This is a genomic window from Pseudomonas sp. Irchel s3b5 (assembly GCF_900187435.1).
GTDB lineage: Bacteria > Pseudomonadota > Gammaproteobacteria > Pseudomonadales > Pseudomonadaceae > Aquipseudomonas.
Genome location: NZ_FYDY01000042.1, coordinates 12,637 through 37,501 on the forward strand (window position 1 = coordinate 12,637; position 24,865 = coordinate 37,501).

The window sequence follows — 24,865 nt, forward strand, 5'->3', positions numbered from 1 at the left end:
CTGCAGCCGTTTGTCACACCGTGTGTTTGGGCGCATCGGCGCCACTGCGCTACAATCCTGCGCCTTTGCTGCCAGTCGGCTTTAATTCATTGATAGCGGATTGCCGGAACGTCAGTTCTGCACCGATCTGCATTGCGAGGTACCTCCATGGTGCACAGCATGACCGCCTTCGCCCGCGTCGAGAAAGCCGGCGTCCAGGGCACCCTGAGCTGGGAGCTGCGCTCGGTCAACAGCCGCTACCTGGAACCGCACTTGCGCCTGCCGGAGTCCTTTCGCGACCTCGAAGGCGCCGTGCGTGAAGCCCTGCGTCAAGGCGTATCGCGGGGCAAGCTCGAATGCACCCTGCGCTTCACTGAAGAAAACACCGGCAAAGCACTGCAAGTGGATCAGGTACGCGCAGCGCAACTGGTCGCTGCCGCCGAAACCATTGCCGGCCTGATCAAGAATCCGGCAGCACTGAACCCACTCGAAGTGTTGGCCTGGCCCGGGGTGCTGGTGGGTGACGCAACCGACCCGCAGGCCTTGAATGCCGAGGCATTGGCGCTGTTCAATCAAGGCTTGAAAGAGCTCAAGGCCGGCCGCGAGCGCGAAGGCTCGGAGCTGGCCCGACTGATCAACGAACGCCTGACATCCATTGAAGAAGACGTGGTGACCCTGCGCGAACTCGTTCCGCAAATGCTCGCCACCCAGCGCCAGAAAGTGCTCGACCGTTTCGCCGACATGAAGGCCGAAATGGACCCGCAGCGCCTGGAGCAGGAAATGGTCATGCTCGCGCAAAAAAGCGACGTCGCCGAAGAACTGGATCGCCTGAGCACTCACATCATCGAAGTTCGCCGGGTGCTCAAGTCCGGCGGCGCGGCCGGGCGGCGCCTGGACTTCCTGATGCAGGAACTCAACCGCGAAGCCAACACACTGGGCTCCAAAGCCTTCGACCCGCGCAGCACTCAGGCTGCGGTCAACCTCAAGGTGTTGATCGAGCAGATGCGCGAACAAGTACAGAATATTGAGTAAGGCAACCCCGACATGACCCACAGCACCGGCACCCTGTACATCATTTCCGCCCCCTCGGGTGCGGGCAAGAGCAGCCTGGTCAAGGCCCTGACCGACGCCAATCCGGAGATCCGCGTCTCGGTCTCCCACACCACCCGCGCCATGCGCCCGGGCGAAGTGGACGGCGTGAACTACAACTTCGTCGCGCGCGAACAGTTTGTGAAAATGATCGAGCACGGTGATTTCCTGGAGCGCGCCGAAGTGTTCGGCAACCTCTACGGCACATCGCAAAGCCACTTGCAGCAAACCCTGGATCAAGGCCACGACCTGATTCTGGAAATCGACTGGCAAGGTGCGGAGCAGGTGCGCAAGTTGATGCCTCAGGCTCGCTCGATCTTCATTCTGCCGCCGTCACTTGAAGCCTTGCACCAGCGCCTGACCAACCGTGGCCAGGACAGCGACGAGATCATTGACGGCCGGATGCGCGAAGCCGTCAGCGAGATGAGCCACTACGTCGACTACGACTACCTGATCATCAACGACGATTTCGCCCATGCGCTGCACGATTTGAAGGCGATTTTCCGCGCCAATCAGCTGATTCAGAAACGCCAGCAGCAACGTTTCGGCAAATTGTTGGCTGAATTGCTCGGCTAAACAGCTCTTCCCAAAACCGCTGCAGGGGCTTTACATTGGCACTTGTAGCGCGTTGGAGGGCTTGGTCAAAAAATCAGCGCTTCCCTAAACGCTGGTGATTTTTTAAACTGTCGAGTCCGCTCGCCCAACCGGGCAGCGCGCATATTGCATTCGCTCCGAGGAATACCATGGCCCGCGTAACCGTTGAAGACTGCCTAGAACACGTGGAAAACCGCTTTGAGCTGGTCATGCTCTCTACCAAGCGTGCCCGTCAACTGGCCACCGGCGGCAAAGAGCCACTGGTCCAGTGGGAAAACGACAAGCCTACCGTTGTAGCCCTGCGTGAAATCGCGGAAGGCCTGATGAGCTACGAGTTCATCGCTAACGCAGAAATCGTCGAAGACGAACCGCTGTTCGCAGCGTTCGAGGACGAGTCCAACGAGGCCGTCTAAGCCTATGCCTGGTCGACGTAGCACGGCGCGGGATTACAGCTTGCGGCAGGAGACATCATGCCGAGCATAGACGCCCTCGCCGATCGCTTATCGACCTACCTCGGCAACGACCAGGTCAATCTGGTCCGCCGAGCGTATTTCTACGCCGAACAAGCCCACGATGGCCAACGCCGCCGTAGCGGTGAGGCGTACGTCACGCACCCTCTTGCAGTGGCGAATATTCTTGCCGACATGCACATGGACCATCAGAGCCTGATGGCTGCGATGCTGCATGACGTGATCGAAGACACCGGTATTGCCAAGGAAGCGCTGCAAGCGCAGTTCGGCGAAACCGTGGCCGAACTGGTCGACGGGGTCAGCAAACTGACCCAGATGAACTTCGAGACCAAAGCCGAGGCGCAAGCCGAAAACTTCCAGAAAATGGCCATGGCCATGGCGCGCGACATTCGCGTGATCCTGGTCAAGCTGGCCGACCGCCTGCACAACATGCGCACGCTGGAAGTGCTGTCCGGCGAAAAACGCCGGCGCATCGCCAAGGAAACCCTGGAAATCTATGCACCCATCGCCAACCGGCTGGGCATGCACGCCATTCGCATAGAATTCGAAGACCTCGGCTTCAAGGCGATGCACCCGATGCGTTCCGCGCGGATCTACCAGGCGGTCAAACGCGCCCGGGGCAACCGCAAGGAAATCGTCAACAAGATCGAAGAATCCCTCAGTCACTGCCTGGCCATCGATGGCATTCAGGGCGAGGTCAGCGGTCGACAGAAACACCTCTACGGCATCTACAAGAAAATGCGCGGCAAGCGTCGGGCCTTCAACGAGATCATGGACGTCTACGCATTCCGGATCATCGTCGACAAAGTCGACACCTGCTACCGCGTGTTAGGCGCTGTACATAATTTGTACAAACCGTTGCCGGGGCGCTTCAAGGATTACATCGCGATCCCCAAGGCCAACGGCTACCAATCGCTGCACACCACGCTGTTCGGCATGCACGGTGTTCCGATCGAGATCCAGATCCGCACCCGCGAAATGGAAGAGATGGCCAACAACGGCATCGCCGCCCATTGGCTGTACAAATCCAGCGGTGACGAACAGCCGAAAGGCACTCACGCCCGCGCCCGCCAGTGGGTCAAAGGCGTGCTGGAAATGCAGCAACGCGCCGGCAATTCGCTGGAATTCATCGAAAGCGTGAAGATCGACCTGTTCCCGGACGAGGTCTATGTGTTCACGCCCAAGGGCCGGATCATGGAGCTGCCAAAAGGCTCCACCGCGGTCGACTTCGCCTACGCGGTGCACACCGACGTGGGCAACAGCTGCATCGCCTGCCGGATCAACCGTCGTCTTGCGCCGCTGTCCGAACCGCTGCAAAGTGGCTCCACGGTCGAGATCGTCAGTGCCCCAGGTGCCCGGCCGAACCCGGCCTGGCTCAACTTCGTGGTCACCGGCAAGGCGCGCACGCACATCCGCCATGCACTGAAACTGCAACGCCGCTCCGAATCCATCAGCCTGGGCGAACGCCTGCTGAACAAGGTCCTCAACGGCTTCGACAGCTCGCTGGAAAAAATCCCGGCCGAGCGCGTCAAGGCGATGCTCGCCGAGTACCGTCTGGAACTGATTGAAGATTTGCTCGAAGACATCGGCCTGGGCAATCGCATGGCCTATGTGGTCGCCCGCCGCCTGCTGGGCGAAGGCGAACAGCTGCCAAGTCCGGAAGGCCCGCTGGCGATCCGTGGCACCGAAGGCCTGGTGCTCAGCTACGCCAAGTGCTGCACGCCGATCCCGGGCGACCCGATTGTCGGTCACCTGTCTGCGGGTAAAGGCATGGTGGTGCACCTGGACAACTGCCGCAACATCACCGAAATCCGCCACAACCCGGAAAAATGCATCCAGCTCTCGTGGGCCAAGGATGTCACCGGCGAATTCAACGTCGAACTGCGCGTCGAACTGGAACACCAGCGCGGCCTGATCGCCCTGCTGGCCAGCAGCGTCAACGCCGCCGACGGCAATATCGAGAAAATCAGCATGGACGAACGCGATGGTCGCATCAGCGTGGTCCAACTGGTGGTCAGCGTTCACGACCGTGTGCACCTGGCCCGCGTGATCAAGAAACTGCGCGCCCTGACCGGGGTGATCCGCATCACCCGCATGCGCGCTTGACCCACCCCTTAAGGAGCTATTCATGACCAAGACTGTTATCACCAGCGACAAAGCCCCGGCCGCCATCGGCACTTATTCCCAGGCGATCAAGGCTGGCAACACCGTTTACATGTCGGGTCAAATTCCTCTGGACCCAAAAACCATGGAACTGGTTGAAGGCTTCGAAGCCCAGACCGTCCAGGTGTTCGAGAACCTCAAAGCCGTGGCTGAAGCTGCCGGCGGTTCGTTCAAGGACATCGTCAAACTGAACATCTTCCTCACCGACCTGAGCCACTTCGCCAAGGTCAACGAGATCATGGGCAAATACTTCGACCAGCCATACCCAGCCCGCGCCGCCATCGGCGTTGCAGCCCTGCCAAAGGGTTCGCAGGTTGAAATGGATGCCATCCTGGTCATCGAGTAATGCGTACGGCGCAGCCCAGGGCTGCGCCGACTGCTCTGCTGTAAAGAAAGTCTGAAAGGATTCCACCCATGCGCAAAGCGCTTGCTCTCTCGCTGCTCGCCCTGTTTTTGGGCGGATGTGCCAGCGACCCTGCCGACCGTGATATCAGCGGTACCTGGATCAACCAGGTAGCGATCGACGCTGCATCCAAAGGCGTTCCCCTGCGTGAAGCGCTCCAGGCCTATGGCCCGAACCTGGAATGGGACATCAACACCAAGGCCGGCCAGGCCCGTTACACCAATGGTTTTGAAAAAGTCGAAGGCCAGTTGCTGGGTGAACAGTCCGGTGTCTGGAAAGTCGACTTTTATGGCAGCTCGGCCAGCGAACTGAAGCGTGACGGCAAACAACTGAGCCAGTCCGCCAGCGACAACGAGCCCGAACAAGTCTTCGACCGCGCACAGACCCCGGTTCCGGATGGCGCACCGATGGGTGCCACCTTCGAACGTGCGCTGTATTCAGCCTACATGGGCGGCAGCTGGACCATTGTCAGTGGCCCCGGTGAAGGCGGCACGGTGCAATTCCAGGCCGACGGCCAGGTGACCGGCCTGCCGGGCAGTGATCGCTATGCGCTGTGCCTGGCTGGCGACTGCGCATCCATGAGCGGCGGCAACGACAACATGTGGCTGCAACTCAACGGCCAGGGCAATGCCTGGATCTTTGCGCGCAAGGGTAAAGCGCTGGAGATTTTCCAGACGGTGAACACCGCCCAGGCGGACGAAATGCCTTCGTTCACGACGGGTGATCGCAAGTGGTTGCTGGAAAAGCAGTGATCCGAGCTTGAATTGAGCCCACTGTAGGAGCCGGCTTGCTGGCGAAAGGGTCGTTACATTCAACATCAATGTTGGTTGTACGCCGCTTTCGCCAGCAAGCCGGCTCCTACAATGTGCGGGTTGTCAGGAAATCAGCAACGCCCCTCAAGAATCGCCGCATACCCCTCGCGAAAACTCGGATACGTCGGCGTCCAGCCCAACGCTTTTGCCCGCGCATTGGTGCATCGCTTGCTTCCCGTACGACGCACGCTGGCGTCATCGGCCCATTCCGTCACACCCAGATACTCCCGCAACCAGCCCACCACATCCGCCAGTGCGGCTGGCGTGTCGTCGACACCAATATAGAAATCGTCCAGCGCCACGCCACGACGATCCGCCTCCAGCAGGCACGCCATCAATCCTGCGGCGTCGTCGGCGTGGATACGGTTGGCATACAACGGCGGATCGGTTACTACGCGATACCCCCGACGCACCTGTGTCAGCAGCCATTCGCGGCCCGGACCATAAATACCGGTCAAACGCACGATGCTGGACGGGATACCGCTTTTAAGGGCGACCTGCTCGGCTTCGAGCATCACACGCCCTGAATAACTGCTGGCCACAGCCGGTGAAGTCTCGTCGACCCACTCGCCCTCCTGCTGACCATAGACACTGCTGCTGGACACGAACAGCAGGCGATTGGGCACCTGCCCGTAGTCGTTCAACCACTCCAGCACATGCTCCAGGCCCTGGACATAGGCCGCACGATAACCGGCTTCATCGTGATCGGTGGCGGCCGCGCAGTACACCAGGTAGTCGACCGCGCCGATTGGCCAGGTGTCCGGGCAATCCTTGTTGAACAAGTCACCGGCAACGCCGATGACCCCCTCGGGCAAGCGTGAAACGTCGCGCCGCAGGCCATGAACTTCCCACCCTGCACTCAGCAGTTGGGTGGCCAGACGACTGCCGACATCACCGCAACCGGCGATCAAAACAGAAGACGCGGACATCAGAAAACTCCCCTAGGAAACGGACAGACTAGCGCCGGCAATAGACGAGCGGCTAGCAATGCAGGAAAAAAAGATACTCTATTACTTTTGTTAACAAGAATTACTTGCAATAATACGCCCCACTTTTGTTCTCGGGCTTTCGAGGTCTGGAAGAACATCATCCGTTTTTTTCTCTCAGGTCCGGCCCAGCATGACACGCAATCATTTCTCCGCTTCGCCAACCAATCGACCTCGCGCCTGGAGCGCGGTGGCCGCCCTGTTGCTCAGCCTGATGCTGGCGCCAGTCGCCGCTTTCGCTGATGCTCAGGCGCCCGCCACGCCGGCAGCCGCCTCGGCCCCAATTGCGGCCGATCACGCCTCCCCCGCTGCGACCGATCCAGCACAAGCCGTTCCGGCAGACGCCCTGGGTGAAGACGTGCCGGAAGTCCTCGAAGCCGACAACACCCTGGGCATGGCTCATGACCTGTCGCCTTGGGGCATGTACCAGAACGCCGACATCATCGTGAAAATCGTGATGATCGGCCTGGCCATCGCTTCGATCATCACCTGGACCATCTGGATCGCCAAGGGCCTTGAGCTGATGGGCGCCAAGCGTCGCCTGCGCAACGAAATTGTCCACCTGAAAAAAGCCGCCACCCTGAAAGAAGCCAGTGCTACCGCGGCCAAGGAAGGCACGCTTGCCAACCTGCTGGTGCATGACGCCCTGGAAGAGATGCGCCTGTCCGCCAGCAGCCGTGAGAAAGAAGGCATCAAGGAACGCGTCAGCTTCCGCCTTGAGCGCCTGGTTGCAGCCTGCGGTCGTAACATGAGCAGCGGCACCGGCGTACTCGCCACCATCGGTTCCACCGCGCCGTTTGTCGGCCTGTTCGGTACCGTGTGGGGCATCATGAACAGTTTCATCGGCATCGCCAAAACCCAGACCACCAACCTCGCCGTCGTGGCCCCCGGCATCGCCGAAGCCCTGCTGGCCACAGCGTTGGGTCTGGTTGCAGCGATTCCCGCCGTTGTGATCTACAACGTTTTCGCCCGCTCCATCGCCGGTTACAAAGCCCAGGTGTCCGACGCGTCGGCGCAGGTCCTGCTGCTGGTCAGCCGTGACCTCGACCACCAGCCTGAGCGCAGCAGCTCGCAACCGCACATGGTGAAAGTGGGGTAATCGGCCATGGGCCTGCATTTGAAGGAAGGGGCAGACGACGATCTGTCCGAAAACCACGAAATCAACGTTACGCCGTTCATCGACGTGATGCTGGTGCTGTTGATCATCTTCATGGTGGCGGCCCCGCTGGCCACCGTGGACATCAAGGTCGACCTGCCTGCATCCACCGCCAAACCGGCGCCGCGACCAGAGAAACCGGTGTTCCTCAGCGTCAAGGCTGACCAGCGCCTGTTCCTCGGCGAAGAAGAAGTGAAGGCCGAAACACTCGGCGCCATCCTCGACGCCAGGACTCAAGGCAAGAAAGACACAACGATCTTCTTCCAGGCCGACAAAGGCGTGGATTACGGTGACCTGATGAGCGTGATGGATAACCTGCGCTCCGCCGGTTACCTGAAAGTGGGTCTGGTCGGACTCGAGACGGCAGCCAAGAAATGATCACGACGCGCCATAAGCTGACGCGTTACAGCGGTAGCCTGGCCGTGGTGCTGGGCGTTCACGCGCTGGCCATCGCGCTGGCGCTGAACTGGTCCGCCCGCCCGCCCATCGAACTGCCTCCCCAGGCAATGATGGTCGAACTGGCCCCCGTTCCTGCCCCGCCACCGCCAGCACCGCCGAAAGTCGTCACGCCTCCGCAGCCACCGGCTCCGGTTGAAGAACTGCCGATACCGAAGCTCGCCGAAGCGCCGAAAGCTGAAATTGCCGTGCCCAAGCCCGTCAAACCCAAGCCAAAGCCACAGCCGCCCAAGCCGGTAGAAAAGAAACCTGAGCCGCCGAAGGAAAAACCGGCCGAAGAGAAACCTGCCGAAACCCAGCAGACTCAGGCACCGACGGAGAAATCCGCTCAGCCTGCTCCAGGCCCTTCGCCCGCTCAACTGGCGGCCAAGGCCAGCTGGCAAGGCACGCTGCTGGCACACTTGCAGAAGTACAAAAAGTACCCTGCCAGTGCACAGGCACGGGGCAAGGAAGGCATGAACCGTCTGCGCTTCGTGGTCGACGGTGAAGGCAATGTGTTGTCGTTCGAGCTGGTTGGCGCCTCCGGCACCGCGGATCTGGACCGGGCCACCCTGGAAATGATCCGTCGCGCCCAACCGCTGCCCAAGCCGCCGGCCGACATGTTGACCAACGGCTCCATCGAAATCGTTGCACCGTTTGTTTATTCGCTGGAAAAACGCCGGCGGTAAACACCGCTGAACCGCTGTAGGAGCTTGCTCGCGAATGAAGGCGAACTATTACGCTTGAAGCCTGACACCCCACGGTGATCTCAGGTTTTTCGCGAGCAAGCTTGCGCCTACGTCTGATAACGTGCGTCTATCGATTGCAGCCGTTATGCTTGGCCCGCAACTTCATGGACGCTTGCTATGACCCTCACAGAATTACGCTACATCGTCACCCTCGCCCAAGAGCAGCATTTCGGCCACGCGGCCGAGCGTTGCCACGTCAGCCAGCCAACCCTGTCGGTGGGCGTGAAAAAGCTTGAAGACGAACTCGGTGTGCTGATTTTCGAGCGCAGCAAAAGCGCCGTGCGCCTGACCCCGGTCGGTGAAGGCATCGTGGCCCAGGCGCAAAAAGTGCTGGAGCAGGCCCAAGGCATCCGCGAACTGGCTCAGGCCGGCAAGAACCAGCTGACCGCCCCGCTGAAAGTCGGCGCGATCTACACCGTCGGCCCCTACCTGTTCCCACATCTGATTCCACAACTGCACCGGGTCGCCCCGCAGATGCCGTTGTACATCGAAGAAAACTTTACCCACGTGTTGCGCGACAAACTGCGCAACGGCGAACTCGACGCGATCATCATCGCCTTGCCGTTCAATGAAGCCGACGTGTTGACCTTGCAGCTCTACGACGAGCCGTTCTACGTGCTGATGCCAGCCCAGCACCCGTGGACACAAAAGGAATCCATCGACGCCAGCCTGCTCAACGACAAGAGCCTGCTTTTGCTCGGCGAAGGTCACTGTTTCCGCGATCAGGTGCTCGAAGCCTGCCCGACCCTGGCCAAGGGCCACGACGGCGCCAAACACACCACCGTGGAATCCAGCTCCCTGGAAACCATTCGCCACATGGTCGCGTCCGGTCTCGGCATCTCGATCCTGCCGTTGTCGGCAGTCGACAGCCATCACTACGCCCCCGGCGTGATCGAAGTGCGCCCACTCTCGGCACCGGTGCCGTTCCGCACCGTAGCGATTGCCTGGCGTGCGAGCTTCCCGCGTCCGAAGGCGATTGAAATCCTTGCTGACTCCATTCGCCTGTGTTCGGTGGCCAAGCCAGCGGCACAGGTCGCTGCGGGCTAAGCAGCGGTCATGAGCGAGTTGTCGCAAGTGTCGGTGACGGCACTCAAGGGTGTCGGCGATGCCATGGCCGAGAAACTGGCCAAGGTCGGCCTGGAGAACCTCCAGGACGTACTGTTTCATCTGCCGCTGCGTTATCAGGATCGCACTCGCGTGGTGCCGATCGGCCATTTGCGGCCGGGGCAGGACGCCGTGGTCGAAGGCACCGTCAGCGGTGCCGATGTGGTCATGGGCCGTCGTCGCAGCCTCGTGGTTCGGCTGCAGGATGGCACCGGTGGGCTCAGCCTGCGCTTCTACCATTTCAGCAACGCGCAGAAAGAAGGCCTGAAACGCGGCACACGTGTTCGTTGCTACGGAGAGGCCCGGCCCGGCGCTTCGGGGCTGGAGATCTACCACCCGGAATACCGCGCCATCACCGGCGACGAACCGCCGCCCGTGGATGAAACACTGACCCCGGTCTACCCGCTGACCGAGGGCCTGACCCAACAACGCCTGCGCCAACTGTGCATGCAGACCCTCACCCTGCTCGGCCCAAGCAGCCTGCCCGACTGGCTGCCCAAGGAGCTGGCCCGGGACTATCAATTGGCGCCACTGGCCGACGCGATCCGCTACCTGCACAACCCGCCCGCCGATGCCGACGTCGATGAACTGGCCCTCGGGCATCACTGGGCGCAACACCGCCTGGCGTTCGAGGAACTGCTGACCCATCAACTGTCGCAGCAGCGCCTGCGCGAAAGCATGCGTTCCCTGCGCGCGCCCGCCATGCCGAAAGCCACGCGGCTACCGGCCAAATACCTGGCAAACCTCGGTTTCAGTCCGACCGGCGCCCAGCATCGGGTCGGCAACGAAATCGCCTACGACCTGAGCCAGCACGAGCCCATGCTGCGGTTGATTCAAGGTGACGTAGGCGCGGGTAAAACCGTGGTCGCCGCCCTCGCCGCGCTTCAGGCTTTGGAGGCTGGCTATCAAGTCGCATTGATGGCGCCCACCGAGATCCTCGCCGAGCAGCACTTCATCACCTTCAAGCGTTGGCTCGAACCGCTGGGTATCGAAGTCGCATGGCTGGCCGGCAAGCTCAAGGGCAAGAACCGCGTCGCCGCGCTGGAGCAAATCGCCAGCGGCACGCCGATGGTGGTCGGCACCCACGCACTGTTCCAGGACGAAGTGCAGTTCAAGAACCTGGCACTGGTGATCATCGACGAGCAGCATCGTTTCGGCGTGCAACAGCGCTTGGCACTGCGGCAAAAAGGCGTCGGCGGACGTATGTGTCCGCACCAGTTGATCATGACCGCCACCCCGATCCCGCGTACGCTGGCGATGAGCGCCTACGCCGATCTCGACACCTCGATCCTCGACGAATTGCCGCCCGGCCGGACCCCCGTCAACACCGTGCTGATCACCGACACCCGGCGTGTCGAAGTCATCGAGCGGGTGCGCAGCGCGTGTGCCGAAGGGCGTCAGGCCTATTGGGTGTGCACGCTGATTGAAGAGTCCGAAGAGCTGACCTGCCAGGCAGCGGAAACCACTTACGAAGACCTGACTGCCGCCCTCGGCGAGCTGAAAGTCGGGCTGATCCACGGCCGCATGAAGCCTGTTGAAAAAGCCGCCGTGATGGCCGAATTCAAGGCCGGCAACCTGCAACTGCTGGTGGCAACCACCGTGATCGAAGTCGGCGTGGACGTGCCCAACGCCAGCCTGATGATCATCGAAAACCCGGAGCGCCTGGGTCTGGCGCAGCTGCACCAGTTGCGCGGCCGTGTCGGTCGGGGCAGTGCAGCCAGCCATTGCGTGCTGCTCTACCATCCGCCGCTGTCGCAGATCGGCCGTCAGCGCCTGGGCATCATGCGCGAAACCAACGACGGTTTTGTCATCGCCGAAAAAGACCTCGAACTGCGCGGCCCCGGTGAAATGCTCGGCACACGGCAAACCGGCCTGCTGCAATTCAAAGTCGCCGACCTGATGCGTGACGCCGACTTGCTGCCCGCCGTGCGCGACGCTGCCCAAGCCTTGCTGGAGCGCTGGCCGGACCACGTCAGCCCGCTACTTGACCGCTGGTTGCGCCATGGGCAGCAATACGGTCAAGTGTGAGCACCGCCTCAGTTTCTGAAGCATGGCGCTAATCAAGCTGGTTATACTCCCGCAATTGTTTTAGTCCGGATACAGACCATGACCGAAGTTGCCCTCGCACCTGCTTCCCCGCACGCTCCGTCGGTCATTCGGCTGATGCTGGGCAAGCTGGGCATTGCCCACGAAGAAGTCCTCGACCATCACGGCCTCAACGCCGCGCGCAAGGTCCAGGCTGTTCTGCTCGATGATAGCGTTGGTGCGCTGATGGTGTTGTTCCCGCAGAGCCAATTGCTGGACCTCAATCGCCTGACCGAACTCACCGGTCGCCGTCTCACGGCGGTGCCGAACGAGCGTCTGGTCAAAATGCTGGGCAAGCACAACCTCAGCCTGCTGCCGGGCCTGCCGGCGCTGACCAGCGCACCCTGCCTGTACGACGAAAGCCTGCTGCGCGAACCGAAATTGCTGGTCAACTCGGGCGAGCCGGGCGTGCTGCTGGAAATCGCCAGCGAAGATTTCAAGACCATGCTGACCAAGGCCAGCGCCGCCAACTTCGGCGAAAACCTGACCAGCATTCGGCCGAACCTCGACCGTCCCGATGACGACCGCCAGGAAATCACCCAAGCCGTTCAAGCGTTCACCGCACGACGCATCCAGCAGCGCCTGGAAGCGACCATCGAAATCCCGCCGCTGGCCGAAACCGCGCAAAAAATCATCAAGCTGCGTGTCGACCCCAACGCCACCATCGACGACATCACCGGCGTGGTCGAAACCGACCCGGCGCTGGCGGCACAAGTGGTGAGCTGGGCGGCGTCGCCATACTACGCCTCACCGGGCAAGATTCGTTCGGTGGAAGACGCCATCGTGCGTGTGCTGGGTTTCGATCTGGTGATCAACCTCGCGCTGGGCCTGGCCCTGGGTAAAACCCTGAGCCTGCCCAAGGACCACCCGCAACACTCCACGCCGTACTGGCAGCAATCGATCTACACCGCCGCCGTCATCGAAGGCCTGACCCGCGCCATGCCGCGCGCCCAGCGTCCGGAAGCCGGCCTGACCTACCTGGCCGGCCTGCTGCACAACTTCGGCTACTTGCTGCTGGCCCACGTGTTCCCGCCGCACTTCTCGCTGATCTGCCGCCACCTGGAGGTCAACCCGCACCTGTGCCACAGCTACATCGAGCAACACCTGCTGGGCATCAGCCGTGAACAGATCGGCTCGTGGCTGATGCGCTTCTGGGACATGCCCGAAGAACTGGCCACCGCCCTGCGCTTCCAGCACGACCCGGCCTACGACGGCGACTTCGCCGAATACCCGAACCTGGTGTGCCTGTCCGTGCGCCTGCTGCGCAGCCGTGGCATCGGCTCCGGCCCGGACGAAGACATCCCGGACGCCCTGCTCGAACGCCTCGGCCTGACCCGCGCCAAAGCCGAAGACGTGGTCAGCAAAGTGCTCGAAGCCGAAGTGCTGCTGCGCGAACTCGCTTCGCAGTTCTCACAGGCCTAAAAGCAATCGCGAGCACGCTTACGCCTACAGGATTCAAATGATCCCTGTGGGTGCGGGCTTGCCCGCGATGAAACCAACGCGGTTTAACTGAAAGACCTCAAGCCTTGGGCTTGGCCAGCTTCGACTTCGAATACTGGGTCAGCCGCTGGAACCCGATCACCCGCGCCGGGTTGCCCTTGATCTGAATCGACTTGCCCTGAATCCCAATCATGAACGCTTTGGCCGACGAGCCAGCGACGACAGAAAGCATGCGCGCTGCTATGATTTGAGCGCAAACAGAGGGCTTTCCGATGACCCAAACAGCGGCTGTCAGTGTTGCAAGTCAAGTCCGCAAGCTTGCCAAGGACCACAAGATCACTGCCGAACCCGACGGCATGAGTCGTATGGCCGTGACCATTACTTGCCTGGCCGGTGATATCGTCGTGCTGGATGGCGTTGAACAGCTGCTCGTCAATCTCAAGAAAAAAGGCGCACTGAGCAAGTCAGAAGCCTTGGCGCTCCAAGGGCGTTATCTTCAGGAGAGGCGCTCGAAGAAACGCAGCGCATGACGTTTGATCCTTTCGGCGATTTCGAAACGGCCGGCTACCTTCAAAATTCGCTACAGCTCAAAGATCCCACTGACGTCAAAGAGTCAGAGCATTTTGCATTCGAACTGAGCATCGAAGACGCTTTGGCCTACTTGGCCAAAAAGAACCCCATCGATTACAAGTCAGTGCTCCACGTTCATGAAATCCTCTTCTCCGGCTTTTATCCCTGGGCAGGAAAAGACCGGAACGAACTGGTCCCTCATCTGGCAGTCTTCAAAGGCTTGCACGGCGATCCGCGTGCCACTGTCTTTGAGCACCCGAACGCCATCAAGATGTCCGTCGACTATGCGCTAGCGCTGGCGGCAAACCATCAGCGTTTCAGAGATCGCCCTGGCGAAGTGATGGGCCAGTTAGCGTTCGCACACCCGTTCCTCGACGGCAATGGGCGCACGATCCTCTTGGTCTTCATGGAACTCTGCTATCGGGCCGGGTTCGCGATCGACTGGTCAAAATCAACCAAAGACGACTACCTGCGCGCACTCAGTGACGAGATTCGAGAACCTCGCGAGAGGCATCTCGATCATTACCTGAAACCGTTCGTAGTCGATATCGCCAGTCGGGACGAGTGGCCAGCGACCATCAGCAGCATCAGAGGCCTGGATGGCCTGGACAAGGAAGGCATCACCTACGAAAGCCTGGATAACCCGGAAGTCCAGCAGATCTACAAGACATACCGGGCTCAAACTATCGCTAACCGCGAGCCTCCGGAATCGGACAACTGAAGCCGCGCCCCCTCCGGCGACGAGAATCCCGGGGGCTAGTTAAAAACCTCAAGCCTTAGGCTTGGCCTTCTTCGGTTTCAAATACTTGGTCAGCCCCTGGAACCAGATCACCAGCGCGGGGTTACCCTTGATCTGAATGGACTTGTCCTGAATCCCCGTCATGAACGCCAACTGCTTGTTCTTCGCCTGCATCGTGGCGAAGCCATACGCGGCATCTTTAAAGGCAATCGCGAACGCAGGCTCGGCATGTACACCGGACTGACTGGTGATGCGTTGATCTTTCACCCGAAATTGCCGCGCCACTTTCCCGTCCTGGGTCTGCAGTTGAAACACCAGATCCTTGTCACCCAACTGCTGCTGAAACGCCGGATTGGACCGGCTGGCCTTACCCATCAACAACCCCAGCATCCACAGCAGAAAACGAAATTTCATGCGCACAGCCTCAAGAGAAAAATGAACGGCCGGGGCAGTGTATCGACTTCGCCTGATAACGCCACTATCACGTTACGTTAGAAGACGATGAAGTTGTTTTCTTGCATGATGACTACCAAGTCACGAACATCGCGCTAGCGAAATGCTAGTCTGTGCAGCCAGGACGGTTTGACGCGCATTGCTTCAGCCAGCTCACTGGCGCTGATCACGCGCTGAGTCGCGTGTAACGCCAGCGCTGTGCGCAAGGCAGGCCAACAATACGACGGTAGATGCCTGGGCGCCTGAAGGTGGCGATCCAAACGTTGCTCGCGAGCAAGGGTCGAGGACAAGCGATGAAATGGATGCCTCCCACACGCCAGCTCATAGACCATACAGGCAACACCGTAGATGTCCGCACTGGCCGATAACGACTCACCATCCAACAGTTCGGGTGCGGCATAGGTCGGCGTCCATGCGCTGAAGCGCTCGCGGCTCAAATGGGGCAATCCGGATGACTCTCCGTCTTGCGCTTGACCGAGGCCGAAGTCAAAGAGGCGTATACGTTCATCGCTGAGCATCACGTTGCCGGGTTTTATGTCGCCGTGAAGTACACCGGCAGCGTGAGCACTGGCTAGAGCATCGAGCAGCGACAACACCACGCAGCGCAACTCTTTCCACGGCATTCCGAGTGGCCGCTCGCAGAGCAGTTTGTCCAAAGTCAGACCACGCATGAGTTCCATGGTAAAAAAGGCGCGCTTACAGTCCGTGTCCACTCCAAAGCTGTGCACGCGCACAATGTTTTCATGGTGCAGTCGCCGCGTCAGTGCAAATTCGCTGAACAGCAAGGCGCTGGCGTCCGGTGATTCGGCAAAGTCATCGCTGAGAACTTTCAAGGCGATGTATGGATCAGGATCATTGAATTGCTCGCCCAACAAATCCCTTGCCCGATAAACCCTGCCCATTCCGCCCGCCCCCAGCAAACGCTCGATTCGATAACGACCTGCGAGCACCTCCGGCATTTCCCCTACCTGAGACTTTGTTGGCGATAACGAAGGTTCGCTCCTGCTTGAGCTGGAGAAGGCAAAGTAAGTCAGGCTACTTGTTTGTGATTTGCAGTGCGAAGCATCATCGAATGGCAACTTGAGTTGGTTCACTGACGGATCACCACGGCAGTCAGGTTGTCTCGAGCAGCACCACGCAATGCATCTTTGAACAACCGCTCCATCACCACCTGTGGCGTACTCAGGCTCATGGCACTACTAAGTGTTTCAATGCTCAATTCTTGGTACAACCCGTCGCTGCACAGCAAAAACATATCGCCCGGGTACACCTTCAGCTCGAGCACATCCAGCCTCAGATGCTCCATTGCCCCAACTGCACGGGTCAGCGCCTGGGCAGACGGATGTATACGGGCCTGAGCGATACTCATCCGTTGTTCATCGATCAATTGCTGCTGCAACGAATGATCCCTGGACAGCTGGTACAACCGCTGCCCGCGCCGCAGATAGCAACGACTGTCGCCCGCCCAGATGCAGGCTGCGCGATGGCCTTCCACCAGCAATGCCACCACGGTACTCCCCATAATGCTGTCCCTGCTCGCGGCAGTGACCGTCAACTCCTGCCCCAAACGACGGTTGAGCCAGTGCAGACACTGACGTATACCTTTGAGGCGTTCATCGAAATCATTGGGAAATGGCAATTCGGCGAGGCTGGTGACGATCAACTGGCTGGCGATATCACCTCCCGTATGACCGCCCATGCCATCCGCGACCACCCATAGCCCCTGCTGCGGGCAATCCAGGAACGTACTGCATCAGTTTCACGTCTGGCGAGCTTGGAGACATGAAGTAGTTGGCGATGATCGCGCCAAACGGCTGACCACCAAACTGACCGTATTCAGCGGTGTAAATGTGCTTGTACAGGCCGGCTTGCATGACCTCCGGTGAATCTTCGAAGTCGTCCAACAGATCTTGCTTGGAGACATTCAGAATTTCGATCTTGATGTTTTCGCGAAAATTGGTTCGGTCGACCAGCAACTGCAAACCACGCCATGCCGACTCTAATGACTGGAAGTCCGGGTGATGCAGTATCTCGTCCATCTGACGGCTGAGCTTCGCATCGATCTCGGCAATCATGCGGTCAACCATGGCTTTTTTGACTTGTTCGCCGCTGTTCTGCGGCTTGAGCAATTCTTCGATAAATGCCGATACACCACGCTTGGCGATATCGTAGGCCTCATCATTCGGAGTCAGGCGGGTTTCGGCGATGATACTGTCAAGAATGCTGTATTCACCGATCTCGCTGCTCTGCTGATGCGCTGTGTTAGTGCTCATAATTGGCTTCCTTGGCTGATGGAGACTCAAGCATTCGGGACTGTGGTGCTCAGGCCCAGCTCAACGAGTACACGATCACGGGACTCGTCAGTGGCAAGCACGTCTTCAATGGCTTTGCGGAATGCGGGGGCATTGCCTAACGGACCTTTGAGAGCCACTAGTGCATCGCGTAACTCCATCAGTTTTCTCAGCTCTGGTACTTGCTGAACCACGCTTGCCGGGTTGAAGTCCTTCATCGAATTGATCTGCAGTTTCATTGCGAGTTCGTCGATATCGCTCCCCTCCTGGAGGCGATTCGGTACGCTCAACGTCAGTCTCAACTCCTGCTTGGAGAGCACTTCGTCAAAGGTCATTTTGTCGACGCTGATCGGTTTGCGCTCTTCGACCTTGCGTTCATCCACACGCTGGGTGTAATCGCCGATGGTCAGTAGCTTCAGTGGCAGTTCAATCTCTTCCTGGGCACCGCCTGTGGTGGGCCTGAAGGTGACATTGATGCGTTCCTTGGGGGCGACAGAGCCTTCTTTGGCCATGACTTTTCTCCTTGCTGTTATGGGGACCAGGGACCTATTCGAGTACTACTTCGAGGTCGAGATTGCACAGCCTGCGATGCGCCTCTTCCTTGCATTCACGTACTGCATGGTTCTGCGGTAACAATTCACAACAGCCATGCAGCAAATGCAGCACATCCAGTGCGAGGGCGGGTTCCCAGGCGTGTAGGCCTGAGCCTTGTAGTGCCTGGTCGAGCGATTCAAGTTGGGTTTTTGCGAGTTCGTATTTTTTGGCCATGAAGCAAAGCCGCGCCATGGCAAACTGCCAGAAGAACCGCGCCCGTCCGCCATGGGCGGTCTGCAATCCTTGTTTGAAGCATTGCACCGCAACCTTGAGGCCGTCTTTGCGCAAGATTGGCATGACCTCTTCCAAGGCCCGCTCCCAGTCCGGCAGAGTGTCGTTGACGATGACCTTGTGCGGTGACTGGGTGCGTTGCAGATGTGGCATGACACTGGCGCTGACCCAGGCACGGGTGGCCGGATCGGCGAAGGGAGCGCCGTCGTGAAACCGTAATTCGATGATGCCGGGCAATCGCTGAATCAAAAGTGCGAAGTGAATTTCCACCTCGCGCATTGCCCCTTCGGCATTTAATTCTTGCAAGCATTCCCAGGCCATCCGCTGGCCATCGAACCAGAAGGGTGCCTTCGCCAGACTCGCTTCCAGGTCCACCAACAGATCAGCGTACTTGGCCTGCCCGAAACGCTCCTGATATTCCTTGAGCTTGTCTGCCGGTAACCCGCGTAGAACGGTTATTTGCTCTGCATTGCGCTCAGGCACTGTATCGATCGGCAACCACAGCATTGTTCGATTGAGGCGCAGAGCGCGTAGATCGGTGGCTTTCTGTTTGAGCCACCATGCACACAACGGACGGGCATTTTCCTGTTGCGCTCGCAGGGCCTTGTGAGCCTCTTTCTCGTTATCGATAATTGCCCCTGGCATAAACAACTGCGCCGCAGCCTGCTTGACTTGGGCCACCGCGACTTCCATCACGCCAGGCTCCGAGGAGTTGTCAGCAGCGCGTTGGACCATTGTCTTGAGGCGGCGAGAAGCCGGCAGCAGCAGCGGTGCATCGTCGCCCAGATGCTTGGTGCAGGCCGCATCAAGGCCTTCCAGATGTTCTACCAAACGCCGGAACAGTGGCAGTTGCTCTTTTACTGCCACGTTTTCGTTCAACACCTGTTCAAGACGCGGGAGCAACCAACTGATCGCCGCGGAACGGGTTCGGGATTTTTCGGGGAGAACATCCACCCAATGATGCTCGCAAAGGTAGTGCAGCAAACCGAGCCCAGCCGACAGCCCCTGGAACGATTCACGCTGGTATAACGCCCAGGTCAACCAGACGCCAACCCGCAAATCCTTCGACTGAGTGCGCAACAACTTTTCGCTGTTTTCGCATACTTTCAACCAGTCAACCTGACCGGTCTCGTGCATGGAGCTTGCCTTAGCCAACTCACATTCCAATGCCTCAAACTCGTTTGAAAAACGAACGTCCTCACCCGCAAAATGCTCATCGGAAACAGGATTTTTTGCGAGCGCAAGGTAATGAGCGGAAAGTTTGCCTGAGTAGGACATCCATGGCCTTTATAGAAGTACGGTCATATATCAGTTGGATTTCAACTGCGCTTGTTCCCGGTGGCCGAAGCCGCGACAAAGCATGACAAAAACAGAACACGAAAAATGTAGGACGCTTCTGAAAGTTCGCCAACATGGAGAAATTAATTAATATGCCACTGCATTAGTGGCACTGTAGAAACAATTAAAAACAAGCCCAAGTAGAGTTATTGCAACACATTATTTCCAGTGTTACATCACAACTTAAAGTTTGAGCGAGACACCAAAAAACAAGTCAGCCCAAGAAGTCTCTAGGCTACTGCCGATTCAAAGAAGCTTTAGCTTTTTTCGATGATGGCGGATATAGCGGATGAAAATTGGTGGGCATCCTCAAGCATCATCAGGTGTCCACAGTTTTTCATTTCTCGATATGACGCGGCCTTCTCTTTGACCCAGGCCGGAATGTGCCATCCCTTGGCTGATCGCTCGCCTGCAATAAGATGGAGCGGAATGTTATCAACCCAGCTTTCGATTCCTTTCAGGTAGGCAGGGTTGCCCGTGATATCAACGACTGAAGCTGCCATTTGCTGAAGTGTGCTTGCCGGCTGAAACGAAAGACAGGTTGCAGCCGCCAACAAGGTTGCCTCGGTGGGTTTTACTCCAGCGCCATGTAGCCATTTCTCGGGTTCTGAACGGTCTTCCATCAGTTTGGCTTGGACTTCTTCAAGAGGCATCTTTGCCAGCTTTTGTGACCAAAAAGCGTCATCTAATGTGAAGTTGCCTTCAACACTTATCACGGCTTCCACGCGATCTGGGTATGTCGCGGCAAAAAGTGCAGCAATTGCACCACCGACCGAATGCCCTACGAGGTACCAACGGTCATGTGTTGCAGAGACTGCATCGATTTCCTTGTGCAGATACTCGACTTGGGCATCCAGGCTAATCATTGCAGGATCGACTTCGGCCAAGGAGCCGTAGCCGAGCATGTCTGGAGCGAGCATTTGCGTAGACTGCGCTCCATCCATCAAAAAGGTTTTATTGAGTGGGCCAATCAGTCCGTGAATAAAAACTATGCGGGTTGAATAAAGCATCCATTTCTCCAGTTGGGCTGTATGACCGACCACCAGATGTAGCGACTTACTGCCAGGGCTTGGGCTCACCAAACAACTGCCCCTGAACCCCATACAACCCCATTTCGCGAATCACCGACAACTCGCCTTCCGTCTCGACCCGTTCGGCAATCAGCGGCAAATCAATGCTGTGTGCGGCCCGCTGAATCGCCTCGATGAACAGACGCTTGTCACTCTCTAGGTCAATCGCCCGTATGTAGCTGCCGTCGATCTTCAAGTAGGCCAGCCCCAACCGCGCCAGGTTGCCGATCATGCTGAAACGCCCACCAAAACGTTGCAGGCTCAATGAGAAACCGAGTTCGCGCAGACGGCGGGTCAGTTGTTCCAGTACCGCTTGCTCGGGCAATTGCTCTTCGCCGATTTCCAGGGTCAAGCGTGGACCGAGGTTGGAATGCGTGCGCAGAAGCTCGAAGACTTTGTTCTGCGCCTGAGGGTCGGTGAGAGTCGCCGAAGAGAGGTTCAATGCCAGCGACTGGTCATGTTCGCTCATTTGCTCAAGCACCCGCTCGAGCATCAACTGATCCAGTCGGGCCGTCCAACCAAAGCGCTCCAGCCATGGCAGGAAACGCCCGGCGGGGATGGTCTGACCGTGTTCGTCGAGCAGTCGCGACAACACTTTGTAATGCAGCACCAGCTGCGTGTCCTGGGCCGCCACGACCGGTTGGAAATACAACTCGAAACGCCGCTGAGTCAGCGCCTGATCGAGCATGCTGTGCCAGGCATGGTGATCGTCGCCGACGCTGGCCGATAGATTGTGTTCCAGGCATGCCCAGTTCTGCTCACCCTGGCTTTCAGCCTGAGCCAGCGCCTGATCGCCGAGGCTGAGCACGGCTTGCGGTGAGTCGCCGTGAGCAAATGGTGCCAGGCCAATTGAGGCAACAGACGCCACATCCGTGGCTCCGGTGGCGTGAAGACTGGCCAAGGCAGTGTCGAGATTTTGTGCAAGATGCAGTGCTTCTTCGCGTACCAGGCCCGGCGCCAGTACGGCAAATTCGCCGCCGCGGATACGGGTCACAAGGTTCTGGGTTTCCGGGTATTTGGCGCACTCGCGAGAGAGTTGCTCACCGACCGCTTTGAGCACCTCATCGGTGCGCTGACCACCGAGACGCTGGTTGAGGCCCGCCAGGTCCTTGACCCGCAACAGCAGCAGATAACCGGAGCTGGCCTGTTCCGGATTGCTCACCCGCGCATTCAGTTGGATCTCGAAATAACGCCGATTGGCCAACCCGGTCAACGTATCCTGATAGGACTCGGCCCGCAGTTTTTCACTGCGCTCGGCCTGCTCCTGGAACAGCGCTTTGAGCTTCTCGACCATTTGGTTCATGGCCTGCACCACCCGCCGCAATTCGGGGGTGCGCGGCAGCTCCGGCAGGCTGAGAAACTCCCGCCGCGCAATGGCGTGGGATTGCTGGACCATGTAATCGAGCGGCCTCAATTGCTGGCGCAGCAATAGCGCGCCGAGCCCGGCACTGACCGCACCGCACAGCAGCAACCATCCAAGGCTACCCAATGCGCTTTGCCACAATTTGGCAACTGCGAACATCGGGTGGCTGACCACCTCGACCCGCGCCGCCTGCTCCCAGCCACGACTGACGATCGCATCGCCACCGGCCGGCTCCAGGCCGATCAGTTTGACGAACCACTCCGGTACGTTAGTGACTGCCGGGATACCCGTGCGCTCGACCAAAGGCTGATCGGTCTTGACGTCGATCACACGAATACTCGCGTAGTAACCGCTGTCGAAAATCGAACTGACCAGCAACTCGACCATCGCCGGATCGTCGATGTTCGGCGTCAGTGACAGCGCCAGGGCTGTCGCTGCATCCTGGGCGTGGGAGCGCAACTGATTGACGTACTGAGTGCGCGAGCTCTCCAGACTGACCATGAAGCTGCCGGTGAAGGCAACGACCAGGAACAGACAGATAGCTATCAACAGCTGTTTGAACAATGACATCTGAACGCATGCTCCTAGTGAGTCGTCTCGACCGGGAAACCTTCGGCCTGCATTTTTTTCAACACATCCTGCCAGCGCGACAGGCGTTTGGTATCACCGACCTTCTTGTTTCCCTTGGTGCCCGGTAGCCACAATCCTTCAGCATTGAAAGAGTAGACTGGCAGCAAATCCGTTCGTTGGCTGGCCGGTTTGATGGCGTCGATCAAGATGTCCAGCACCAGCGGCACGGCCTCCGGGGTTGAATAGTAGGTCAGCACCATGTGCGCACGGTTTTGGGTCAGTGCCTTGACGTATGTAATGCGCAATTTTTCACTGGGTACGCCGAGATGGCGCAGGCTGAAGTACTTGGCTATAGCGTAGTCTTCACAATCGCCGGCGCCCTTCCACAGTGCTTCGATCGGCGTTTCCCAGTAGTCGACCTCGTGCCACAGGTCGATGTCTTCGACGTACCGCACCTGTTTGTTGAAGAAGCGGTTAACGACATTGAGTTGTGCCAGCTCACCGATCTGCTTCTGGCTGGCCAACAAATACTGCCAATCGTTGATGCGCTGCTGACCTTCGCCCAGAGGTCCGTACAATGCCTGCGCTCGCCGGCTGATCACGGAAAAATCCCAGTCGGCGCTCAGGTTGCCCAGCATCGCAGCAGCCAGCAGCAGTGCGCTGCACAACCAGCTTAAAATCCGGGGGATCGGTAAACGTACCGCCAATGCGAGACATCCAGGGTGGGCAGGAGGGAGTCTCTTGAATGGTGAAGGTTAGACCCGAAAAAAACAATGGCACGATGAGATCATCGGCGCCGCGCTAAACTGTAATCAAGGCAATGGACGCCTGTTTGACAAGCCACCAAGCAGTCACTAGTGTCCTTTGGATCCAAAACAATTTGTTAATCAGGGTGCGTTGTTGTGACAAAGAAGCCCAACCCTCTCAGCAGTATCAAGGTCAACGGGCCGATTCCTTCACATCTGGCACGCTCGGTGATCGAACAAACCCTGCGCTCGGCGATACTCGACGGGCGCATTCCCTGTGGTACTGCCCTGCGACAGCAGGATCTTGCCGATCTGTTCGGTGTCAGCCGCATGCCCGTTCGCGAAGCCTTGCGTCAGCTAGAAGCACAAGCCCTGCTCAGCGTGATCGCTCATAAAGGCGCTATCGTCGCACCGTTGGTCCAGGGTGATGCCGTGGAGACCTACGCGCTGCGAATCCTGCTGGAATCGCAAGCCTTGCGCCTCTCCATTCCGCTGCTTGAGGACGAGGACATTGAACAGGCTCGACGATACATTGACGCACTGGAGGTCGAGCACGACTACACGGAGATCGGCCGGCTCAATCGACTCTTCCATATGAAGCTTTACTGCCGGGCTCCCAATCGCCGCCTGTTGAAACTGGTCGAAGACGGGTTGAATGAAGAGGAGCGTTTCCTGCGTTTCAATCTGGAAGCCATGGGGTTGGGCAAACTATCCCAGGATGATCACCGGGCACTATTGCAGGCTGCCGAAGACAGGGATTTCGAACGCTCGGTGAAGTTACTTGAGCATCACCTCAATCGTGCGGTTGAAGTCATCACACGCTATCTCAACAGCTCGGAAGATCAGGCAAAAAACGCTTCGAGTTAAACTTCAGAGCCCTCCATTGTTATGTCCTGCCAGTAAATTGATTCCCCCGCTCTCACGTTTGCGCATGAATACGAACTGGAGTGACAGTGAGCACTGCGCCGCCTTCGTTTCTGAGGCTACGACAATAAGCTCCATTGTTCGTACCTATAAAAAAGCCAGCCCCTGGGTTCAGAGGCTGGCTTTTTTACGTCTACGGCTTTTCTGGCCCCAGAATGACAAAACCCCTGTCTGCGTTAGCAGACAGGGGTCTCGGAATTCAATCTTGACGATGACCTACTCTCACATGGGGAAACCCCACACTACCATCGGCGATGCATCGTTTCACTGCTGAGTTCGGGATGGGATCAGGTGGTTCCAATGCTCTATGGTCGTCAAGAAATTCTGTGTGCGGACCCGTCCGTAACGACGTGTCAGCGAATTCTTGATGTTTCTACTTTAAAGACAAAACCCCAACTGCTTTCGCAATTGGGGTTTCGGAATTTAATCTTGACGATGACCTACTCTCACATGGGGAAACCCCACACTACCATCGGCGATGCATCGTTTCACTGCTGAGTTCGGGATGGGA

The 24,865-nt window shown here is 58.5% G+C and carries 23 protein-coding genes, 1 rRNA gene and 3 pseudogenes; 15 read left to right on the forward strand and 12 right to left on the reverse strand.

What is annotated here, in order from left to right; translation table 11 throughout:
- Positions 1-147 precede the first annotated feature (147 nt).
- The 6 genes from CKW15_RS26195 to CKW15_RS26220 all read left to right on the forward strand — a co-directional run bounded on the left by CKW15_RS26195 (position 148) and on the right by CKW15_RS26220 (position 5,450).
- Complete coding sequence (locus CKW15_RS26195) at positions 148-1,011, forward strand: YicC/YloC family endoribonuclease (RefSeq protein ID WP_095152940.1); 864 nt, start codon at positions 148-150, stop codon at positions 1,009-1,011.
- Positions 1,012-1,023: 12 nt separating this feature from the next.
- Positions 1,024-1,644 (forward strand): guanylate kinase, encoded by a 621-nt coding sequence (gene gmk, locus CKW15_RS26200; RefSeq protein WP_095057658.1) that lies wholly within the window; start codon positions 1,024-1,026, stop codon positions 1,642-1,644.
- Positions 1,645-1,811: 167 nt separating this feature from the next.
- A complete protein-coding gene (gene rpoZ / locus CKW15_RS26205) occupies positions 1,812-2,075 on the forward strand; it encodes a DNA-directed RNA polymerase subunit omega (protein ID WP_003177259.1) in 264 nt (87 codons plus the stop codon).
- A 57-nt stretch (positions 2,076-2,132) separates the two neighbouring features.
- Positions 2,133-4,238 carry a bifunctional GTP diphosphokinase/guanosine-3',5'-bis pyrophosphate 3'-pyrophosphohydrolase gene (spoT, locus tag CKW15_RS26210; protein WP_095152941.1) on the forward strand — a complete coding sequence of 702 codons (2,106 nt, stop codon included), beginning with the start codon at positions 2,133-2,135 and terminating at the stop codon, positions 4,236-4,238.
- Positions 4,239-4,260: 22 nt separating this feature from the next.
- On the forward strand, positions 4,261-4,641 hold the full coding sequence (locus tag CKW15_RS26215; RefSeq protein WP_003229509.1) for a RidA family protein: 381 nt from the start codon (positions 4,261-4,263) through the stop codon (positions 4,639-4,641).
- A gap of 68 nt (positions 4,642-4,709) precedes the next feature.
- On the forward strand, positions 4,710-5,450 hold the full coding sequence (locus CKW15_RS26220) for a hypothetical protein (protein WP_095057660.1): 741 nt from the start codon (positions 4,710-4,712) through the stop codon (positions 5,448-5,450).
- A 131-nt stretch (positions 5,451-5,581) separates the two neighbouring features.
- On the opposite strand, the gene CKW15_RS26225 is transcribed toward CKW15_RS26220, so the two are convergent.
- Complete coding sequence (locus CKW15_RS26225) at positions 5,582-6,439, reverse strand: SDR family oxidoreductase (RefSeq protein WP_095152942.1); 858 nt, start codon at positions 6,437-6,439, stop codon at positions 5,582-5,584.
- 190 nt (positions 6,440-6,629) lie between these two features.
- On the opposite strand from CKW15_RS26225, the gene exbB reads away from it, so the two are divergent.
- From exbB to CKW15_RS26255, 6 genes are all read left to right on the forward strand, one after another.
- Complete coding sequence (gene exbB / locus CKW15_RS26230) at positions 6,630-7,595, forward strand: tonB-system energizer ExbB (RefSeq protein WP_095152943.1); 966 nt, start codon at positions 6,630-6,632, stop codon at positions 7,593-7,595.
- Between the two features lie 6 nt (positions 7,596-7,601).
- Positions 7,602-8,030: a TonB system transport protein ExbD gene (gene exbD / locus CKW15_RS26235; protein WP_095057663.1), complete on the forward strand. Its 429-nt coding sequence runs from the start codon at positions 7,602-7,604 to the stop codon at positions 8,028-8,030.
- Positions 8,027-8,776 carry an energy transducer TonB gene (locus tag CKW15_RS26240; protein ID WP_053163899.1) on the forward strand — a complete coding sequence of 250 codons (750 nt, stop codon included), beginning with the start codon at positions 8,027-8,029 and terminating at the stop codon, positions 8,774-8,776. Before exbD ends, CKW15_RS26240 begins: the two co-directional genes overlap by 4 nt.
- Positions 8,777-8,953: 177 nt before the next feature.
- Complete coding sequence (locus CKW15_RS26245) at positions 8,954-9,883, forward strand: hydrogen peroxide-inducible genes activator (RefSeq protein ID WP_095057664.1); 930 nt, start codon at positions 8,954-8,956, stop codon at positions 9,881-9,883.
- A 9-nt stretch (positions 9,884-9,892) separates the two neighbouring features.
- Positions 9,893-11,968, forward strand: a complete 2,076-nt coding sequence (gene recG / locus CKW15_RS26250) for an ATP-dependent DNA helicase RecG (protein WP_095152944.1) — start codon at positions 9,893-9,895, stop codon at positions 11,966-11,968.
- Between the two features lie 78 nt (positions 11,969-12,046).
- Complete coding sequence (locus CKW15_RS26255) at positions 12,047-13,447, forward strand: aminoacyl-tRNA deacylase and HDOD domain-containing protein (RefSeq protein WP_095057666.1); 1,401 nt, start codon at positions 12,047-12,049, stop codon at positions 13,445-13,447.
- Between the two features lie 97 nt (positions 13,448-13,544).
- On the opposite strand, the pseudogene CKW15_RS26260 reads toward CKW15_RS26255, so the two are convergent.
- A pseudogene (locus CKW15_RS26260) lies at positions 13,545-13,667 on the reverse strand (helicase); the annotation flags it as partial.
- A 70-nt stretch (positions 13,668-13,737) separates the two neighbouring features.
- Between CKW15_RS26260 and CKW15_RS26265 the strand changes: the two are divergent.
- Together CKW15_RS26265 and CKW15_RS26270 are read left to right on the forward strand one after the other, a co-directional pair.
- The gene (locus CKW15_RS26265; RefSeq protein WP_095057668.1) at positions 13,738-13,995 is read left to right on the forward strand and encodes a hypothetical protein; all 258 of its coding nucleotides are present in this window, start codon (positions 13,738-13,740) and stop codon (positions 13,993-13,995) included.
- On the forward strand, positions 13,992-14,756 hold the full coding sequence (locus tag CKW15_RS26270) for a Fic family protein (RefSeq protein ID WP_095152945.1): 765 nt from the start codon (positions 13,992-13,994) through the stop codon (positions 14,754-14,756). The genes CKW15_RS26265 and CKW15_RS26270 overlap by 4 nt, the downstream gene beginning before the upstream one ends.
- A 48-nt stretch (positions 14,757-14,804) precedes the next feature.
- Here the strand turns inward: CKW15_RS26270 and CKW15_RS26275 are convergent, their stop codons facing one another.
- The 9 genes and pseudogenes from CKW15_RS26275 to lapG all read right to left on the reverse strand — a co-directional run bounded on the left by CKW15_RS26275 (position 14,805) and on the right by lapG (position 23,391).
- Positions 14,805-15,188, reverse strand: coding sequence for a helicase (locus CKW15_RS26275; RefSeq protein WP_095057670.1), 384 nt, complete (start codon positions 15,186-15,188; stop codon positions 14,805-14,807).
- 134 nt (positions 15,189-15,322) lie between these two features.
- Entirely contained in the window at positions 15,323-16,321 is a 999-nt protein-coding gene (locus tag CKW15_RS26280; RefSeq protein WP_095152946.1) for a serine/threonine-protein kinase, read from the reverse strand.
- A pseudogene (locus CKW15_RS26285) lies at positions 16,318-16,971 on the reverse strand (PP2C family serine/threonine-protein phosphatase); the annotation flags it as partial. The gene CKW15_RS26280 and the pseudogene CKW15_RS26285, both read right to left, overlap by 4 nt.
- Positions 16,970-17,500, reverse strand: a pseudogene (locus CKW15_RS26290) (type VI secretion system contractile sheath domain-containing protein); the annotation flags it as partial. The pseudogenes CKW15_RS26290 and CKW15_RS26285, both read right to left, overlap by 2 nt.
- Before the next feature lie 26 nt (positions 17,501-17,526).
- Complete coding sequence (gene tssB / locus CKW15_RS26295) at positions 17,527-18,030, reverse strand: type VI secretion system contractile sheath small subunit (RefSeq protein WP_095152948.1); 504 nt, start codon at positions 18,028-18,030, stop codon at positions 17,527-17,529.
- A gap of 34 nt (positions 18,031-18,064) precedes the next feature.
- Positions 18,065-19,621 (reverse strand): type VI secretion system protein TssA, encoded by a 1,557-nt coding sequence (gene tssA / locus CKW15_RS26300; RefSeq protein WP_095057674.1) that lies wholly within the window; start codon positions 19,619-19,621, stop codon positions 18,065-18,067.
- A 317-nt stretch (positions 19,622-19,938) separates the two neighbouring features.
- A complete protein-coding gene (locus CKW15_RS26305) occupies positions 19,939-20,691 on the reverse strand; it encodes an alpha/beta fold hydrolase (RefSeq protein ID WP_095152949.1) in 753 nt (250 codons plus the stop codon).
- 46 nt (positions 20,692-20,737) lie between these two features.
- A complete protein-coding gene (gene lapD, locus CKW15_RS26310; protein ID WP_095057676.1) occupies positions 20,738-22,684 on the reverse strand; it encodes a cyclic di-GMP receptor LapD in 1,947 nt (648 codons plus the stop codon).
- Between the two features lie 14 nt (positions 22,685-22,698).
- Positions 22,699-23,391: a cysteine protease LapG gene (gene lapG / locus CKW15_RS26315; protein ID WP_095152950.1), complete on the reverse strand. Its 693-nt coding sequence runs from the start codon at positions 23,389-23,391 to the stop codon at positions 22,699-22,701.
- 195 nt (positions 23,392-23,586) lie between these two features.
- On the opposite strand from lapG, the gene CKW15_RS26320 reads away from it, so the two are divergent.
- A complete protein-coding gene (locus CKW15_RS26320; protein WP_095152951.1) occupies positions 23,587-24,297 on the forward strand; it encodes a GntR family transcriptional regulator in 711 nt (236 codons plus the stop codon).
- A 260-nt stretch (positions 24,298-24,557) separates the two neighbouring features.
- On the opposite strand, the gene rrf is transcribed toward CKW15_RS26320, so the two are convergent.
- Positions 24,558-24,673, reverse strand: a 5S ribosomal RNA gene (gene rrf / locus CKW15_RS26325).
- Between the last annotated feature and the right edge of the window lie 192 nt (positions 24,674-24,865).

What these genes read in the sequence shown, in the direction of transcription:
- gmk (WP_095057658.1), top strand. Translation starts at nt 1,024, where the DNA reads ATGACCCACAGCACCGGCACCCTGTACATCATTTCCGCCCCCTCGGGT.
- tssA (WP_095057674.1), bottom strand. Translation starts at nt 19,621, where the DNA reads ATGTCCTACTCAGGCAAACTTTCCGCTCATTACCTTGCGCTCGCAAAA.
- CKW15_RS26215 (WP_003229509.1), top strand. Translation starts at nt 4,261, where the DNA reads ATGACCAAGACTGTTATCACCAGCGACAAAGCCCCGGCCGCCATCGGC.
- CKW15_RS26220 (WP_095057660.1), top strand. Translation starts at nt 4,710, where the DNA reads ATGCGCAAAGCGCTTGCTCTCTCGCTGCTCGCCCTGTTTTTGGGCGGA.
- exbB (WP_095152943.1), top strand. Translation starts at nt 6,630, where the DNA reads ATGACACGCAATCATTTCTCCGCTTCGCCAACCAATCGACCTCGCGCC.
- CKW15_RS26225 (WP_095152942.1), bottom strand. Translation starts at nt 6,439, where the DNA reads ATGTCCGCGTCTTCTGTTTTGATCGCCGGTTGCGGTGATGTCGGCAGT.
- CKW15_RS26270 (WP_095152945.1), top strand. Translation starts at nt 13,992, where the DNA reads ATGACGTTTGATCCTTTCGGCGATTTCGAAACGGCCGGCTACCTTCAA.
- CKW15_RS26195 (WP_095152940.1), top strand. Translation starts at nt 148, where the DNA reads ATGGTGCACAGCATGACCGCCTTCGCCCGCGTCGAGAAAGCCGGCGTC.
- CKW15_RS26265 (WP_095057668.1), top strand. Translation starts at nt 13,738, where the DNA reads ATGACCCAAACAGCGGCTGTCAGTGTTGCAAGTCAAGTCCGCAAGCTT.
- lapD (WP_095057676.1), bottom strand. Translation starts at nt 22,684, where the DNA reads ATGTCATTGTTCAAACAGCTGTTGATAGCTATCTGTCTGTTCCTGGTC.
- exbD (WP_095057663.1), top strand. Translation starts at nt 7,602, where the DNA reads ATGGGCCTGCATTTGAAGGAAGGGGCAGACGACGATCTGTCCGAAAAC.
- rpoZ (WP_003177259.1), top strand. Translation starts at nt 1,812, where the DNA reads ATGGCCCGCGTAACCGTTGAAGACTGCCTAGAACACGTGGAAAACCGC.
- recG (WP_095152944.1), top strand. Translation starts at nt 9,893, where the DNA reads ATGAGCGAGTTGTCGCAAGTGTCGGTGACGGCACTCAAGGGTGTCGGC.
- CKW15_RS26305 (WP_095152949.1), bottom strand. Translation starts at nt 20,691, where the DNA reads ATGCTTTATTCAACCCGCATAGTTTTTATTCACGGACTGATTGGCCCA.
- CKW15_RS26275 (WP_095057670.1), bottom strand. Translation starts at nt 15,188, where the DNA reads ATGAAATTTCGTTTTCTGCTGTGGATGCTGGGGTTGTTGATGGGTAAG.
- CKW15_RS26240 (WP_053163899.1), top strand. Translation starts at nt 8,027, where the DNA reads ATGATCACGACGCGCCATAAGCTGACGCGTTACAGCGGTAGCCTGGCC.
- CKW15_RS26245 (WP_095057664.1), top strand. Translation starts at nt 8,954, where the DNA reads ATGACCCTCACAGAATTACGCTACATCGTCACCCTCGCCCAAGAGCAG.
- tssB (WP_095152948.1), bottom strand. Translation starts at nt 18,030, where the DNA reads ATGGCCAAAGAAGGCTCTGTCGCCCCCAAGGAACGCATCAATGTCACC.
- CKW15_RS26255 (WP_095057666.1), top strand. Translation starts at nt 12,047, where the DNA reads ATGACCGAAGTTGCCCTCGCACCTGCTTCCCCGCACGCTCCGTCGGTC.
- spoT (WP_095152941.1), top strand. Translation starts at nt 2,133, where the DNA reads ATGCCGAGCATAGACGCCCTCGCCGATCGCTTATCGACCTACCTCGGC.